The organism is Sphingobacteriales bacterium (genome assembly GCA_016706405.1).
In the GTDB taxonomy this organism is placed as follows: Bacteria; Bacteroidota; Bacteroidia; order Chitinophagales; family UBA2359; genus BJ6.
The window spans coordinates 1,277,127-1,294,915 of the sequence record JADJJT010000001.1; the positions used below are offsets into that span (position 1 = coordinate 1,277,127).

A 17,789-nucleotide genomic window follows, 5' to 3' on the forward strand; every position below is an offset into this window, starting at 1 on the left:
TAACAATTAAAATGCAAAACACAACCACAACTACTCAACGCTATTTTTTTATTAGCACCTTATTTGTTTTAGCCTTTGTATGGCAAGGTTGCCCCGTTACAAGCAATTTAGCCGATTGTGAATTACCGCCTACTATTACAAAAATAGCCCCTCCGGCCAATCCACCCGGCCACGAGGTGCAAATTATAGGCACCAATTTTGACTCAAATTATACCGTTAATTTTGGCACGCAACCTGCCGAAGTAGTTTCGGTAACGCCAACACTAATTATTGCCAAAGTACCTACGGGTGTATCGGGAAGTTTAGCCCTAAGTTTGGTTTTAGATGAATGTACCGCTCAAAAAAACTTTGATGTTTGGAGTTCCTATCCGGATAATTTACCACCATCGCCCAATGTAATTGTTATTCCCGAAACGCCATCTACTTTTCCGGGCAGTTTTGACAACCAATGGGTTAATGTTTTTAACAGCGAGCACAAATTAGGTTTGTTTAATTTTGGCGGAACAGGCGACCCTGACGAAGTAGTTTCGACTGCCGAAGGCGGAGCCTCGGAAGAATTGTACGGCGATTTTGACAAGGAGCACTTTCTAAACCACAATCCAATTTCGGGGTATTTTAAATTTGATGCGGCCAAAAAAACCAGCGATATAAAAATTACCATTGACCGTACCGCCAAGCCAAATGGCAGTAAAGAAACCTATACCGGCCAATTAATTGACCCCAAATTAGTGGGTTTAACCAACGATGCGAAAGTTATTTTGCTAACTTCTACTATTGATGGGCGGCAACTTGTTTGCAGCGTATTTTAGTATTTTAGTTTACCTTACCCAACGCATTTTTAAGCTGGTCAATTACGTTTACCTCCATGGCATCAACACCGCGTAATTGAGCTAAATACCACGATAGCCAGTCGCCTAAACAGGTTAAATACAAGATGCGTTGCAGCAGCGACACCCCTTTGGCCTGCACCCTAAAAATATGAGGTGTGTATTGACTTATTAGTTCGCGGTTTAATTGCATCCGGAGGGCAGTGCGTGGGTGGGTGTCTTCTAACTCAAAAAACACTACCCCAAGTTGGTCGTTAAAAATACGCCAGCCAACCAGTTCATTATGATTCATTTCGGGAATTACATGATGCCATGCCAGCATTTTACTATTCTCGTTAATTTGTTGTCGCCATCTGATGGCGACTGACTCGGCATGAGCAGGGGCATATATTACCGGAATTTTACGAATAAGTCCGTTGGCCAAATTTTGCGCTTCAGTTTGTATTTGAGGTGTTTGCCCATCGAGCCAGTTAGCGGCTACCACTATAGCATCTAAAATTTGAGGCTTGGCAAAACCCAAAGCAGCCAATACGTGCAACTGTTGTACCAACGAGTAACCCAAGCAAGCACGTGGCGAGGGTTTGCCCGCCGGCATAAAGGCAATATCGCATTGGTATTGCTGTGCTAATTGGGCTAATTTGCCGCCCGATGTTATACAAACGATATGCGCACCCCTTTGACGGGCTTGCTCAAAAGCAGCTAAGGTTTCTTCTGTGTTGCCCGAGTACGAAGAGGCAATAACTAAGGTGCCAACACCTACCGAAGCAGGCAGCACATAATCTTTATTAACCATAAAAGGAATATGTAGTTGGCTGTTCAGCAAATCGTACACCATATTTGCCCCCATTCCCGAACCACCCAAGCCTGTAACCATAATATTTTTAACAGGTGTAGATATTGGCTTGATGAAGGTATTTTTTGTAATTTCAACCGCTTCGCGCAGTTGTTGAGGGAAGGCGGCGATAAGTTCGTTCATCATATTATATAAAGCTATGTTTTAATTTGGCAAGGTAATAAACAAGGATACAAAAATACAGTTTAGTGCGGCAATTTTTATAAACTATCCATTAATTTGCTTAATTTAACGGCTTAAATAGCGCATTTATGGCCATACACAACCAGCGAGGGCAGCAAGCCGAAGAATTAGCACAGGCGTATTTATTACAGCGTGGCTATCAAATTAGGGCTACTAATTGGCGCTACAAACGTGCCGAGGTTGATATAATTGCCCAACTCAATAATCAAACTGTGGCCTTTGTTGAAGTACGAAGCAGGAAACACTTGCAGTATGGGCATCCGGAAGAAACCCTAAGCCCGCGCAAAAAAGCCTTATTGGCAATGGCTGCCGAAGCATGGATAACCCAAACGGGCTTTATCGGTCAAATTCAATTCGATATTATAAGCATAACCATACTACCTCATTTGCCACCTCACGCATGGCCTTTAAAACACCTGCCCGATGCTTTTTGGTTTTACGATGAAGCGACAGAATAAAACTTTTAAAATATTTTTTCTAATGCTGGCTTTGTAAGTTTAGCAACAAAATCCGGATAAATTACCTTTACTGTTTAGCAATAAACCAAGTCTAAAAAACCATACCCTATCTATATATTTACTATGCGTATTTTTGCTTGGCTCAAACAACCAAACATCTAAAATTTTGCGTAAATTTGCCGGCCAAATCAAACGCTGTTAAATCTAAAATATTTGTAAAAAACCAATGATTTTTAACCACCATAACAACGAGTTTTTACATCGCCACGTAGGCAACACACCCCAACAAGTTACCGAACTATTACAAACCATAGGCTGTAACTCGTTAGAGGAATTGATTGAACAAACAATTCCAGATGGTATACGCCTAAGCAAAGCTTTACCCTTAGACCACCCCACCACCGAATACGATTATTTACAACATATTCGTGCCCTTGCGCAACAAAACAAACTTTGGCGCACTTTTATTGGCGAGGGCTTTTACGGCACTATAACGCCCCCCGCAATACAGCGCAATATTTTTGAAAACCCCGGATGGTACACGCAGTACACCCCCTACCAGGCCGAAATTTCGCAAGGCCGCCTCGAGGCACTGCTAAATTTTCAAACGATGGTGGCCGAACTAACCGGAATGGACGTAGCTAACGCCTCGTTACTTGATGAAGGTACCGCCGCTGCCGAGGCTATGCAAATGTTGCACCGCCTAAAAAATAAAAACCCCAAACAGCCATTTAACACCTTCTTAGTTACTACAAGCTGCCTACCCAGCACCATTGAAGTACTACAAACCCGCGCTGAGCCATTAGGCATAAACCTAATAGTGCAATGCGACACCGAATTTGATTTTACCAACCCCGATGTTTTTGGCTGTATTTTACAGTACCCCAGCCATACCGGATGCGTTATAAACTACAAAACTGTTGTAGAAGCTGCACACCAAGCTGGCGCTTATGTGGCTGTGGCCGCCGACTTACTAAGCCTTACCCTGCTTACACCACCAGGCGAATGGGGTGCCGATATTGTATTGGGTTTGGCGCAACGTTTTGGTGTGCCAATGGGTTATGGAGGGCCTCATGCCGCCTATTTTGCCACCCGCGAAGAATTTGTACGACAAATGCCGGGCCGGGTAATTGGCGTTTCTATTGACCGTGCCGGAAACACAGCCTTCCGGATGGCCATACAAACCCGCGAACAACATATTCGCCGCGACAAGGCCACCTCAAACATTTGTACTGCACAAGCCTTGTTGGCTATTATGGCCAGTATGTATGGCGTTTACCATGGTCCGCAAGGTTTAAAAAATATTGCCTCGCGTATTCATAAACAAACCGCTCATTTAAATGCCGAACTAACACAAATGGGTTATCAACAAGTAAACAATTACTTTTTTGATACGCTATTGATAGATTTGAGCAAACACCCCAATACATCGGGGCTTCGAATACGCCGTGTTGCCGAATTAGACGAAATAAATTTCAGGTATTTTCCAGATCAACCCGACTTAATAGGCATATCCTTAGACGAAACCACAACTACCCGCGATATTGACCGGATATGCCGCATTTTTGCCGAAGCAGTTGATATTCCGGCCCCTTCAATAAATGGTTACGAGGCCAAACATCGTCTTCCCGAAGACCTAATGCGTACCTCGTCCTTTTTAACGCATCCGGTATTTAACCGCTACCACTCCGAAACCGAGCTTATGCGCTATATTAAAAGTTTAGAGCAGAAAGATCTTTCGCTAACACACGCAATGATTCCGCTTGGCTCGTGTACCATGAAACTAAATGCAGCCGTTGAACTAATGCCTGTTAGTTTCCCCGAGTTTGGTGCCCTGCATCCTTATATCCCCGCCGACCAAGCCAAAGGCTATCAAGCTGTGTTCAGAGGCTTAGAAAATGCCTTGTGCGCTATTACCGGATTTGCTGCCTGCTCGTTGCAACCTAATTCGGGGGCGCAAGGCGAATATGCCGGACTAATGGTAATTAGAGAATGGCATAAACAAAATGGCAACTTAAACCGGCATGTAGCACTTATTCCCGAGTCGGCGCATGGTACAAACCCCGCCAGCGCTGTTATGGCCGGCATGAGTGTAGTTGTAGTAAAATGTGACGAAATGGGCAATATTGATGTGGCCGACTTAAAAGCCAAAGCCGAGCAATACGGCGACACCCTCTCGTGTTTGATGGCTACCTACCCCTCAACACATGGCGTTTTTGAAACAGCCATTAAAGACATTTGCCAAATTATACACCAAAACGGCGGCCAGGTTTATATGGATGGCGCCAACTTAAATGCCCAGGTTGGCTTAACCAGCCCTGCTACAATTGGCGCCGATGTTTGCCATATAAACCTGCATAAAACATTTAGTATTCCGCATGGCGGTGGTGGTCCTGGCATGGGGCCTATATGTGTGGCCGAGCATTTAGCACCGTATTTGCCAGGACATATTCATAAAACCAATTCCGAGGCGACCAATATCAAAGCTGTTTCGGCTGCGCCCTGGGGTAGTGCCAGTATTTTGCTAATTTCGTACGCTTATATCATATTATTAGGCCGAGACGGCGTAACCGAAGCTACTAAACATGCCATTTTAAATGCCAACTATATTAAAGCTTGTTTAGAAAATGCTTACGAAGTATTGTATGTTGGCGAAAAAGGTAGAGTGGCACACGAACTTATTATTGATATAAGACCATTTAAACGCAAAATTGGTATTGATGCTATTGATATAGCCAAACGTCTGATGGATTATGGTTTTCATGCCCCTACAGTTTCGTTTCCGGTTCCGGATACCATTATGATTGAACCCACCGAAAGTGAATCGAAAGTTGAATTAGACCGCTTTTGCCAAGCTATGTTATCCATCCGAGAAGAGATAGCCGAAATTGAAAACGGAGCTGCCGACAGTCATAATAATGTACTTAAAAACGCCCCCCATACCATCCACGAGCTTACCGCTAATGAGTGGACTTACCCTTACTCGCGGCAAAAAGCAGCCTACCCATTGCCATGGTTGCATAACCATAAGTTTTGGACAGGGTGCGCTCGTATTGACAACTCGTACGGCGACCGTAATTTGGTTTGTACTTGCCCACCTATGGAGGCGTATGCTTCGTAGTTATTTGTATTTTGAACATTATCTCATCCGGAATGAATAGGTAAAATCCGGATTAATGTTTTATTCCAAGCGAAATGCCTTGTTGCTTATAGCTGCAATTTATTTGATTGCAGCTATAATGCTTATTTCAACATTTACCTGCCGGGGCAGGGCGGCTACAGCAACGGCTTCGCGGGCGGGCGGGGTTATACCCTCAAAATAACTGCCATAAACGGTATTTACAGTGGCGTAATTATCCATGGTAGTTAAAAAAATGGTGGCTTTAACTACATTTGCCCAGGTTAAATTGGCCGCTTGCAACACGGCAGCAATATTGTCCATTACGCGGCGTGTTTCGGTGGCGATACCCTCGGTAACAATTAGTTGGCTTGTTTGTGGGTCAAGGGCTATTTGCCCCGACAAATACAGCGTATTGCCTGCCCAAACGGCTTGGCTGTACGGCCCAATGGCGGCTGGAGCATTGGGAGTGTTTATAATTTGTTTTTCAAACATATTATTATTATTATTTTTAAGTTCACTGTTTGGTTGTTGCTGTTTATGCTGACAGCAAAGGTACGCAATAGACATCAGGATAAATAGCGCTGCCGTTACAAAAAGTAAGCATCTTGGTTGCATAATAATAGCTGTTTATTGAACAAAAAAAAAGCGTTGGTAATGGTTTTTACACGCACTGCCAACGCAAAAATAATACTATTATCAAAACAATTTTTATTTCTATGTTTTGCCTAAAAATAACGGGGGGTACGAACCCGATAACCCTGTTTAGCAATATTATAACCCAACATAATCTCGTGCGAGCCAGAGGTAAATTGGTTAATTTCGCTTAGCGTATAATCGTAAGCATAGCCAATACGAAGGCCATTTTTAGCGGCAAAGCCAACTAAAGCGTCTATTGATTCGCTGTCAATTAATTTGTCTTTATTATTAATTGGGGTGCGGTAGGTTGCACCAAAATAAAAGGCATCTTTAAAGAAGAATAACAAATTAGCATCGAGTTGAACAGGTGCGTTTTGTGGCACCATTTTTACCAAAAACGAAGGATGCACTTTAAACGATTCGCTGCCAAGTACTAAACCGCCCATAAAATGATAATGTCTAAATTGGTGGGCAATTTTAGTTGGGCCATATTTGTTGTCTAAAAGGTGTGGTACAGATGCGCCCAGATAATATTTATTTGTATTGTAAAGATATAAACCTAAACCAAAATTAGGTAAAAATTTGCTGTAAACGTTGCTTGCATTGTTAAAAGCAGGGTCGGTGAAGGGGTCGAACTCGCCGGTTTGTTTGAGTTGGGTATAGTCGGAGCGCATATACAAGCCACCGCCTGAAATGCCTAAACTAAGCCGGGTGGCTTGGCCTAAAATAAAACTGTACGAGTAGTCGGCAAACAAGCTTATGCGTTGGTGTACGCCCAACTGGTCGTATTCGAGCCAACCGCCTATGCCCGATTTTTTATTAATATTGTCTAAAGGAGCATGTGCGCTTAAGGTTGCCCCACGAGGTGCGCCATCTATATTTACCCATTGATAGCGACCAATGCCTACCAAGCTCAAGCCGTCTCCGCTTCCGGCGTATGCCGGATTAAACACCAGTTTGTTGAACATAAATTTGGTGTATCGGGCATCTTGTTGGGCAAAGGCTGCACTACCAGTCAAGCACAAAAAACATAGTAATAAAAATACGCGTTTCATATTTTATTTTGTAAAATTATTAATCAAAGTTGGAAAACGGCAATTGCCTATATTTTTAAGTTTAGCAAAAATATTGCCAAAATTGGCCAGTTAGGTAAAAAATAGCATAGTTAATGCGCAAAAAGAAACAAAATTATTATTTCCGACCTAAAATTGCCATTTTAACTCAAAAAAATACAAAAAAACTTACCGGATTATATTTATTGGCAGGTGGTTTAAACATATTTATTGTTTTAACAATGTATCTATTAGGTAAAGATATGGGTAGTTGTTATATTCGGGGGGTAAATTATAATCGCCATGATTTTTGAAAGCCCCTATCCATACTTTATTATTCTTTAAGCTATCTAAATGTTTTACATCTATCCACCAATGATAGGCAGTAATATCGTTATTGTAAAACATAAGATTAGTGTTTTCAAACGAATTTACATTTACAACTGTTTTTATATGTTCCGGAATTAGGTTTTTTAAGCTTTTATAAATTTGAGTATTATAAATTAGTTTTTCTCTTTCAGGGTTTTCTTTTCTTATTGCGAAAGATTTGTATGGATTGAAGGAAAGCACTACAACAACTACTATAATTAGGTAATTTATCCATTTAATATTAATTTTATTAAGTAATTTATAAATGCCAATTGCAAGGTAAATTAAGCCAAACGGAACAACAATAAAAAAATAAGTTGCCAGTTTAGATTGGGCAATGAATGAGAAAAAGCAAAATACTGTAATAAACGATATAAATATAGATGTGTTGATTGTTTTGTTGAAGTGGTTGTTTTTTGCAAATGCTATTACTATCCCTGCAATTACAAACAACCAAACAGGATTGCCAAAATAGACACCAAATTTCATTAAATAAAATAGAAAATTTCCTGTATGCCCTTCAATAGTTTTGAAAATATGTTGCGAGCTGAAATTGTATTCATACATGGCTAATTCATTAAATTTGTGAAGAATATATAATTGCCAGGGTAAAAAAACGGCAACGCAACAAATAATACTCAAAGCAAAAAGCTTGACTTGTTTAAATTCTTTTTTTAATATAATTTCTTGAAGTACATAAATACCAAAAGGTAAAAAAACTAATAAGCCAACTAACCATTTGTTTAAGATAGCGCAGCCCGCAAAAACGCCAATTACCAGATTCCAAATTATTTTTTTATTTACTATTTTTTCTGTAAATGCCCAAAAACTTGCAAGGATATAAAAACAGAAAGCCATATCATTATGGTCCATTCCAATTTGCCCAGAAATCAATTCTAATTGATAATGCGAAAAACACATCAACAGCCCTGCTATTATAGAGATGGTTTTACTATTAGTTAACAAGAACGCAATTCTATAAATCAACAAAATAGTAATAGCGCCCATTAGTGCACTAGGGAGGCGCATAGAAAATTCGCTGACACCAAATACCTTCATGCTGATTGCCATTTGCCACATAAACAAGGGTTGTTTATGTAACCATACCGAGTTACAACACCAACTGTTTAAATCGTATGGTACTACAGGATTTTTAAATAACATTGGAATTAGCGGGCTATCAATCATGTTTTGCGCAACTAAAGCATGAAACCTTTCATCCCATTCGTGCAGGTAGGGGTCTAACTGAGCATAGAATAAACGCAATATTAAGCCTATTAAAAAAATGACAGTTATTTCGGGGTGCTGCTTTATTAATTTCATAATCGGAAACAAGGTCTGGCAAATTTACTTATTTGATGTTGAAATTTAGTTTATTGTTTTATAAATTTAGTATAGCCAATGCCTTTTTCACTAAGAGCGCGAAAGATATACATGCCCTTGGGTAAGCCGGATATATCAATTTCACTTTCTTTAACTAAAGGTGTTTTTTTAAGTAGGCACAATCCTTGCATATTATATATTTCATATAAATCCGGATTATAGCGTTTATCGCATATTAGTATAATAGTATTTCTTGAAGGATTTGGATATACTGATACATTTTGTATGTTTGATTGTGTTTCGGTTGAAGTTGGGTTTGCCATCTTCCTAATTTCATTAATACTGCCACATGGCAAGTCGAGAATCTCGCAAGATTCTAATTTAAAGTAAGACAATACACTATTTCTTCTTTCGTTGTTATATATCATTTTCCCATCTGTACTTGTGACTAAAGAAGCAAAACTTGTAGGAAAAGTAGCGTTAAATGTAAGAAAATCAAATGTATTCCAATAATCATCTATCCAATAATGATTCCACGAAGTTGATGTGTTGTTTGAAGGAATTTCAAATCTTTGAACTCTCCCATCTCTACCGATATATAAAACAAAGTTTAACGAAGGCAAATAACTTAAATTACTTTTTACAAAATCGGCATCTGGCATTCCTGCACATAAGCCATAAGTATAGCTTGGTAATTGATGAATCATATCGACACCATTCCAATAAAATCTGTGCAGCTTATCGTCCATCCCTTTATAAAAAACACCTTTGGGAGTAGAAACAATACTTCCTGGATCTGTACTCACTAAATAGGCATTTGTTCCCCAATTATCATCTATCCAACCATGCTGATAAACAAAAGGTGATGATTGCCAAAATATTTGAAGTCTTCCGTCTCTGCCTCTATAGATGATATTATTAGTTTCTTTTTCAACAACAACATCGCCATTAACAAAGTCAGCATCTGGCATTCCAATACAATTACCATACGTGTACTCTATTGTTAATTGATCCCACTTAGATACGTTTGCATTCCATTTAAATACATGAATTTTATTATCCAAGCCCCTATATGCTATTTTTCCATCATTTGTAACATCCATTGAATTTGGGGTCTTTGAAATTTTATTTTCGTTTGAATTCCAATTATCATCAATAAACCAATGCCAGTCATTAGTTCCTTGATTGCTGAAATATTGAATTCTATTGTCTTTACCTGCATAAAGTATATAGTTAAATGTAGGATTGTATTTTAAATTCCCATTACATAAACTAGCAGGCATAGTAGGCGTATAGTTATAGTTAATAATATTTGTGTTCCAAGTGCCATTTAAGTAAACAGACTTATAAATTCTATCCTCAGATACTCCTCGAAAAAATATTTCATTCGAATTGTTAGGATTGACCTCAATTGAATTTTGTATATTTGAAACCTTTGTTTCGGTTATTTGATTTTCGAAAACATTTGTATTGACGAAGTCGTTTGATGACTTATAAGGTAACGAATAGTTGCCTCCTATGGGTTTATATACTCTTATATAATCAATATCCATATAAGTGTTAATATCATTCCAAGGGTACATTGCTAAATTACAAATTAGCGCACAATTATACGGGTATGTTTGTATGGAGGTTATTGTTCCAAGTTCTCGGTGGTCAAAAAAATATGTTATCTTGTCTGGTGTCCAAACACATGTGAACGTATGAAAATCACTGGTAAAATTATCAAAAGGCAAATCCCATTCATGAAGTGTTTGGCATATAGTTTGGGGTGTTGTAGTCCAATCAATAGCAGCCGTACTTATTCTATTAGGAAGGCCTGCCTCAAATATATCAAGTTCGGTAGCTCCACCATAAAGCCAGAAAGCAGGAGCAGAAAATTCTGAGGGTAATTTACATCTTATCTCAAACATACCGTATCTGAAGCCAGTATTATCCCAAGTTCCTGTATAATCATCGCTAGGGTCATCCCAACCTGTTTTGGTTTGTATCATACCCGATTTCCAAGTAAATGTTCTTAATGTATTTCCATCGTAACAAGAATACGTGCTAGATAATTTAGTTGCAGACAATCTTAATATTCCGTTCGGTTGCAAGGATACCAAAGATTCGTCATAATACTCCCCTCGCCCTAAATCTGGATTTTCAGAACTGGCATCATACCCCCACCCCCAACATTGTGAACTTGGTGTAAACTGCCATTTTGTTGTAAGTTGAGATACACTAGTATAAGTATCAAAGTTGTCTTCAAAAACAAGTTGATAGTTTGCTGTATCTAACCTGCATTGTGCCTTAATATTAAAAGATATACATATATATATATATATATATATTACATGCGTGTACATTGCTTTACTCATAAGATTTTTTATTTATAATGCAGATAATATGTTTTATATTTTACTTTTTGAATTTGATATGTTTAAACTCTTTGCCTTCGTTTTTATAAAAAATATAGGTAGTTAAATATTCGAGGCTAATTATTTGCAAAAATAGTAATTTCTTACAAATATACGCCTGTTTGTCGGTTAGCAGCAAATAAGAAATTAAAAAACCACTTATTATAAAAAACAAATCTACGCCAATGGGCAAATTGTGTAGAAACATTTTAACTGCTGTTGCCAATTGTGCTTGAGTTTCGAGGGTGCTATGATAAATTATAATGGCAAAAGCGGCAAAAAACCTCAAAGTATTTAATCCGGAAAAATGGGTTACTGCCTGCATAATCTGTTGCTTGGGTTGTTAGGAATAAGTTTAGCTTTTCTTTTCAGTAATTGATAGTAGGGCAATAAATTTATCTAACAACCATGCCCAAATTTTTCGCGCAATTTGTAGAATTTTTCGAGGTGAATGGGCAAAATTTTTATAGGCATTTTTATTGTAAGCCGATAGTTGTTTGTCGCGGCTAAGATACATTTTTACTGCTTTTAATTCTTTGTCAAACTCGTCAACGTCATGGGTATCATTATTTTGATAATAAATTTTTAACAACAGAATTTTTCGTTCTAAATAATAGTAATTGTCGGGATAATTACTTGTAAGAAGATACTTGGCTTTTTTAAGTTGATTTTCGTAAAAAAACAACAAGGCGTTATGATAGGCAGCGATATATGTTTTAGCTTCGGCTGTTTCGGTTACTAATTTATTTTTATACAATTTTATAAAGTTTTTCGTCCATTTAATTTCATTGTTTTCGAGGCCACAATTAACAATTGCTGTAAAATGGGTATATGAAATAAACTCGTCAAAAATACCCGCCTCGACCATTTCTTTAAAGGTAAAAAAAAGTTGCAGGCTATTGGGCACTCGTGCATTTTTAGTTCGCCACATTTCGTGGTTAGCACATAAAAAATATAGTTGTCGTTTATCGTCAATTAGCAGGTTGTTTCCTTGTTTTAGCAATAAACTTCGCAGTTCAAGGTAAGCCTGGGTATTGTCGGGGTCAATAAGTAAGTTAATAATTTGGTGGTAAAGCCTAATAATTAGCACTTCGTTAAAGGGGGGTTGCGCGGCTGCCTGGCAAAGTTCGGTTAAAAAGCGCAAATGGTATTGTTTATTTAAAACGCGCTGTCGGTTTAAGGCTGCTACACTCATTTTCATTTTAAGCGCCATCGTGTAGCAATCAATTTTATCGAGCAACGATTGTAAATTGTCGTTTGCGGTTTTATTTTTTACCCGCATCAGGTAGGTAAAGTATTGACTTTCTAAGCGGTAGCTATAGTACAAATTATCAACACTGCTAATGTTTTCGAGATTTTCATGGGCTTCGGCAAAAACAGACTTAAACAGTTCGAAATTATTTTTTTCGAGCAGTCTATCTAACAATAAATCGTTCTGCAGGCAGGTTTCGTTTTCAAATGTTGTTACTGCCCAAAATCGTTTCAACAACTTAATAAGTTCGCTCATTAATTGATGAAGATTTGTGCCGGTTTTAGGTTTATCCGGATATAATTTTGCAAAAACTTTTTGATGGGATAATGCCGCTGAATTATAATCCGGATGATATTTAGCCAACAAATTTATCAGCTCTATTGCTTTTTTATTTCTGTTATAAATGGGCGACTGTACAAAACGTGTAAACGTTTCGAATTCTTCATTTAACAAAGTTTGCAATAATTGTATTAATTTGCTTTGGTGCATAAGCGCTTTTAAAGGAGTGGCAACAAGGTTCTTCAGTTTTATTTTGCCGGACAAATGTAAAAAAAAACCTCAAACAGTGTATTGATAATTACACCGCTTGAGGTTTAAAATTTGAAAATATATCTTTTTTTGCTGTTATTCTGTTTAATTGGCAGGTATGGCAGCAAAAGCGTTGTTTTCTTTTATTTTAGCCATTAATTGCAAAATAGCGCACTAAGTCTCGCACTGTAAGAATACCTATAATAGTATTATTTGCTGTTACAACGGGTAAGGCCTGCAATTTGTGGGTGGCAAAAATTTCGGCTGCAACGCCAATTGTATCCTCTGGGTCAAGGGTTATTGGGCCGGGTGTCATAATCGAATCAAGCGAAATTTTAGAGTCCAAAACGCTTTCATCTTGCGTGTTAAAAGCAGGTACTTTGTTTTGATAGGCACGTAAAACATCGGTGCTGCTAATAATACCCACAACAACGTCTTCGTCGTTTACAATGGGCAGGTGGTGCAAGTTATATTGTAAAAACAATTTACATACTTGCGAAAAGGTTGAGGCACGGTTTGCTATAATTACCGTATCGCTCATAACTAATTTAACTTTGGTGTTTTTGTTCATATAATAAATAAAGATTTAAAGCAAATAAAAAACATAACTCACTGAAAAATAAGGTAGTTAGGCATTTGTACAAACTACAATAATAACAATTTTAGGCTCAAATAAGTTTCCTTTTATTAGTACTATATTTTTGTTTTTCAATTGGTAGAGGGTGGTTGTGGAGGGTGGTTTTGAGTCTGCAAAGCTGCTAAAGCCTCGGCCTCTTGCAGGGCTAATTTTTGCTGGCGTTGTTTGTAGGTACGGGCCGACACTAATATACTAACTTCGTATAACAAATACAACGGTATTGATACTAAAATTTGCGACCAAGCATCGGCGGGCGTAATTATAGCGGCAACAATCAAAATAATAACAATGGCTTGCCGTTTGTAAGTACGTAAAAACTTAGGCGTTATAACACCTACTTTTGTAAGCAAATACATAATCATAGGCAGTTCAAACATTAGCCCCGAAACTAATACAAAAGTTGTAAGGATTGATATATACGAGCCAAATTCGAAAATATTACTTACCTGTGGGTCAATGGTATAGCCTGCAAAAAAATTAATACAAAATGGTGCTAAAATGAAATAGCCAAATAAAACGCCAATAAAAAACAGTGCCGAGGTAGTAAAAACAAAACCTCCGGTATGGCGTTTTTCGTTGGGGTATAAGGCCGGCTCAACAAAGCGCCACAACTCCCACAACATATACGGAAAAGCTAAAACCAAGCCCAGCGTAAGCGACACCTGAAGGTGCATCATTAGCTGCCCTTGAACGGTGGTGCTTTGCAATTGAAAATTTGCCGGAGCCATACAAAAAGTATCTCCTAAATTTAAGCTTCTCGATGCCCAACAAAAAAACTTGTACGTAAAAAAATCTTGACTTCGCAGACCAAAAATAAGTTTGGTAAACACAATTTGTGGTACTAAAAATACCAAGACTGCAATTATACCAATAGCCATAACCGAGCGCAGTATATGCCAACGCAATGCCTCTAAATGGTCAAAAAACGACATTTCGGCTGAGTTATTTTTGGCTGAAGGCATTTTATTTGGCTAAAAAACAGATATACAAGTAAATAAATTGAGTGGCAAAGTTACACCAGATTTTTTAGTTTGGGCAACCTTATTTTAGTTCTATTAGCACAACAATTTAGTTTGATTACAAAATATAAAAAGGCAAAAGCAGTTAAACCTAATTCTATCCAACTGCTTTTGCCTTGCATTTCAATTAAACTGATATTTGTAATAGGCTTTGCGTATCCGGCCAATTTTCCGGAAACATTTTTTATTAATAACCAAACAACTCTTCAAGGGTAATTTCTTTAAACTCGCCTAACGATTTTAGGTAGTCCATATCTAATTTATTTTTATTACCCATTACTACGTAAGTGAATTTTTTTCCTTTTATATGGCTATTAAAAAAGTTAACCATATCGGCCATGGTAATGGTTTGGGCTTTGGCATAAGTATCTTTGCGCAAGTCGTAGTCTAAGCCTAATTTTTTAGCATTCAGGTAATTAAAAAACTTATTCGTTTTAGCTATTCGTTCGGTTTCAATTTGTTTTTGAACGGCTGCTTTTGCAGTTTCAAACTGGGTTTCGGCTTGAGGCATATTATTCAGCAAACTATCCATGGCAGTAATTGCCGATTTCATTTTATCAGCCTGCACAGCCATAAAAGCATTCACATAGTGAGCTTCATCTTTTTTGCCGGGGCTACCAAAACTTGAACTGGCCGAGTAAGCTAAGGCGCGTACTTCGCGAATTTCCTGAAAAACTATAGACGATAAACCACTTCCAAAATAGTTGTTAAACAAACGTGCATACACCGCCGAGTTTTTATTAAACTTAGGCTGAGACTGGCTTAACATCAATATTTGTGCTTGTACCATATCATAATTTACAAAATAAACCTTAGTTGCTGTGGTTGGTTGTTGTTTAAAAACAATAGGTTTGGGATAAGCCTTTAAGGTTTTGGGTACTTTGTGATATTTATCTAATAGTTTGCTTACTTTTTCCGGAGTATTTTGGCCGTAGTAAAAAATATAGTGTTTGTACGAAGTAAGTTTTTTAATTTGGTCTATTAATTCTTGAGGTGTAATATTTTTCAACTCGCTAGCACTTAATATATTAGTTTGAGGCGATTTTGGGCCATATTCACCATAACTATATAGGGCACTAAATATTGAGTTTTTATCTTTTTTGGCATCTTCGCGTTGTTTTAAAATACCATCAATCATATTGTTTAACGCCTCTTGGTCGGGTTTTACATTAGCTAAAATATGTTCAAATAGTTTGATGCCCTCTTGTAATGATTCCTCTAATCCGGATAAACTAACGTAAACCTGGTCTTCTGAGGTCGAAACTCCAAAACTTAAGCCTAATTTATAAAACTCTTGTTTTAGCTGCTCGGGGGTGTATTTTTTTGTGCCTAAATATTGTAAATATTCAACAGCCAAAGCTAATTTTTTGTCGTTATCATCGCCCATATCTAAAATATAATACAAGTTAAATGTGGGATTAATTTCGTTGCGCACATAATTTAACTCAATTTTATTTTTAAGGCGTAATTTTTTAATATCTTTTTTGTAATCAAGGAAAACCGGTTTTAGTCTATCCGATTTTTTGCTTATCAGGTTTGTTAAAAATTCGGTTTGTTTGCTTCTATCTAATTTTACTTGGGTAATAGGTGGTTTTTCAACTTTCATTACATTTTTGTCTTCGCCTTGCCGTTTGTAAATTACCACGTAGTTGTTGCCCAATTTTTGATTGGCTAAGTTAACTATATCACTTTTGGTAATTTTGCTTAATTTTTCTATTTCAAGGGCTATATCTTGGTATGGCCTGTCTTGAATAAAACTGCCTAACATGGTAAACACCCTACCCGAATTGCTTTCCATCCGTTTAATTTCGCGCAGTTTAAAATTGCGCAACGAGGCATCAATCAGCCAGTTTTCAAATTTACCTTGTTTTAGTTGTTCTACTTGTTCTAAAAGCAGGTCTTTAACTGCCTCTAAGGTTTGTCCTTCGCGGGGGGTTCCGGTAAAAACCAAGGTGCTATAATCGTTCATAGCCATATAATAGCAGCCGCCGTCTAAAATTTGTTGTTTTTGCAATAAATTCAAGTCCATAATTCCGCATTTACCATTTTGCACAATTGCATCAACCAAGCGCAATTTAAGGGCATCGTCCGAGCCAGCGCCGTCAAAACGGTAGGCAATTTGAACATACTCGGCTTCTGTGCCATTTACCTCCTTAACAATTGGCGCTTCAAGGTTTTTTTCAGGGGCATGCGTAGGGCGTTTAACATCGCCGGCGCGCATATTGCCAAAATATTTGTTCACTAAGCGAATAGTTGTTGAGGGGTCAAGGTCGCCCGCTAAAACTACGGCCATATTATTGGCTACATAAAAATTATTAAAAAACTCATAGATACGGGTCATCGAAGGGTTTTTAAGGTGTTCGCCTAAGCCAATAGTCGAAATATGGTAGGGGTGCGTAGGAAACAATGCTTGCAACATCGTTTCATAAACTTTGCTGCCGTCTCGGTCTTGGCTCATGTTAAATTCTTCGTAAACTGCCTCTAATTCAGTATGGAAAAGGCGCAAAACGCACATTCTAAAGCGTTCGGCCTCCAATTCAAGCCATTTTTCAAGTTCATTTGCCGGAATATCGTTTAAATACGTGGTTTGGTCGCTGCTGGTAAAAGCATTGGTACCTTTTGCGCCTAAAGACGACACCATTTTATCGTATTCGTTAGGGGCAGCGTACCCCGATGCTATAAACGAAATGCTGTCTATTTGTTTATAAATTGCTTTTTTTACTTCCGGATTGGTTTCTAACCGGTGTTTTTCGTATAATTCCTCAATTTTATCGAGTAATTTTTTTTCTGCCTCCCAGTTTGTCGTTCCTATCTTGTCTGTGCCTTTAAAAAGCATGTGCTCAAGGTAGTGGGCAAGGCCGGTGGCATCGCGAGGGTCGTCTTTGCTGCCTGCGCGGGTCGAGATTGTGCCATAAATACGGGGTTCGTCTTTATTTACTGACAAATAAACTTTTAACCCATTTTTTAAAGTATAAACACGTGCATTCAAGGGGTCGTTTTCTACGTACTCGTAGGTAAATTCTCCGTCAGTTGCCGTTTTAGTTTGTGCGTTTGATTTTGTTGGGTAAAACAAGGCAATAAAAAAGCTAATTGTTAACACCGATAATAATTTTTTCATAAAAACTGCTTTCT

The 17,789-nt window shown here is 38.0% G+C and carries 13 protein-coding genes; 3 read left to right on the forward strand and 10 right to left on the reverse strand.

Annotation, left to right across the window (positions count from 1 at the left end; all coding sequences use genetic code 11):
- Positions 1-11 precede the first annotated feature (11 nt).
- A complete protein-coding gene (locus tag IPI59_04850) occupies positions 12-809 on the forward strand; it encodes an IPT/TIG domain-containing protein (protein MBK7526877.1) in 798 nt (265 codons plus the stop codon).
- A gap of 4 nt (positions 810-813) precedes the next feature.
- Here the strand turns inward: IPI59_04850 and IPI59_04855 are convergent, their stop codons facing one another.
- Entirely contained in the window at positions 814-1,806 is a 993-nt protein-coding gene (locus IPI59_04855; protein MBK7526878.1) for a bifunctional phosphoglucose/phosphomannose isomerase, read from the reverse strand.
- Positions 1,807-1,931: 125 nt separating this feature from the next.
- Between IPI59_04855 and IPI59_04860 the strand changes: the two genes are divergently transcribed.
- Both IPI59_04860 and gcvP read left to right on the forward strand, forming a co-directional pair.
- Positions 1,932-2,321 (forward strand): YraN family protein, encoded by a 390-nt coding sequence (locus IPI59_04860; protein ID MBK7526879.1) that lies wholly within the window; start codon positions 1,932-1,934, stop codon positions 2,319-2,321.
- Between the two features lie 226 nt (positions 2,322-2,547).
- Positions 2,548-5,442, forward strand: coding sequence for an aminomethyl-transferring glycine dehydrogenase (gene gcvP / locus IPI59_04865; protein MBK7526880.1), 2,895 nt, complete (start codon positions 2,548-2,550; stop codon positions 5,440-5,442).
- 99 nt (positions 5,443-5,541) lie between these two features.
- On the opposite strand, the gene IPI59_04870 is transcribed toward gcvP, so the two are convergent.
- From IPI59_04870 to IPI59_04910, 9 genes are all read right to left on the reverse strand, one after another.
- A complete protein-coding gene (locus tag IPI59_04870) occupies positions 5,542-5,934 on the reverse strand; it encodes a RidA family protein (GenBank protein ID MBK7526881.1) in 393 nt (130 codons plus the stop codon).
- A gap of 233 nt (positions 5,935-6,167) precedes the next feature.
- Positions 6,168-7,133: a type IX secretion system membrane protein PorP/SprF gene (locus IPI59_04875; GenBank protein MBK7526882.1), complete on the reverse strand. Its 966-nt coding sequence runs from the start codon at positions 7,131-7,133 to the stop codon at positions 6,168-6,170.
- 225 nt (positions 7,134-7,358) lie between these two features.
- Entirely contained in the window at positions 7,359-8,687 is a 1,329-nt protein-coding gene (locus IPI59_04880; protein ID MBK7526883.1) for a glycosyltransferase family 39 protein, read from the reverse strand.
- A gap of 185 nt (positions 8,688-8,872) precedes the next feature.
- Positions 8,873-11,182, reverse strand: a complete 2,310-nt coding sequence (locus IPI59_04885; protein MBK7526884.1) for a T9SS type A sorting domain-containing protein — start codon at positions 11,180-11,182, stop codon at positions 8,873-8,875.
- 40 nt (positions 11,183-11,222) lie between these two features.
- Complete coding sequence (locus IPI59_04890) at positions 11,223-11,546, reverse strand: acyltransferase family protein (GenBank protein ID MBK7526885.1); 324 nt, start codon at positions 11,544-11,546, stop codon at positions 11,223-11,225.
- 30 nt (positions 11,547-11,576) lie between these two features.
- Entirely contained in the window at positions 11,577-12,962 is a 1,386-nt protein-coding gene (locus IPI59_04895; protein ID MBK7526886.1) for a hypothetical protein, read from the reverse strand.
- Positions 12,963-13,149: 187 nt separating this feature from the next.
- Complete coding sequence (locus IPI59_04900) at positions 13,150-13,572, reverse strand: CBS domain-containing protein (protein ID MBK7526887.1); 423 nt, start codon at positions 13,570-13,572, stop codon at positions 13,150-13,152.
- Positions 13,573-13,709: 137 nt separating this feature from the next.
- A complete protein-coding gene (tatC, locus tag IPI59_04905; protein ID MBK7526888.1) occupies positions 13,710-14,600 on the reverse strand; it encodes a twin-arginine translocase subunit TatC in 891 nt (296 codons plus the stop codon).
- 244 nt (positions 14,601-14,844) lie between these two features.
- Positions 14,845-17,775: an insulinase family protein gene (locus IPI59_04910; GenBank protein ID MBK7526889.1), complete on the reverse strand. Its 2,931-nt coding sequence runs from the start codon at positions 17,773-17,775 to the stop codon at positions 14,845-14,847.
- Positions 17,776-17,789 lie beyond the last annotated feature (14 nt).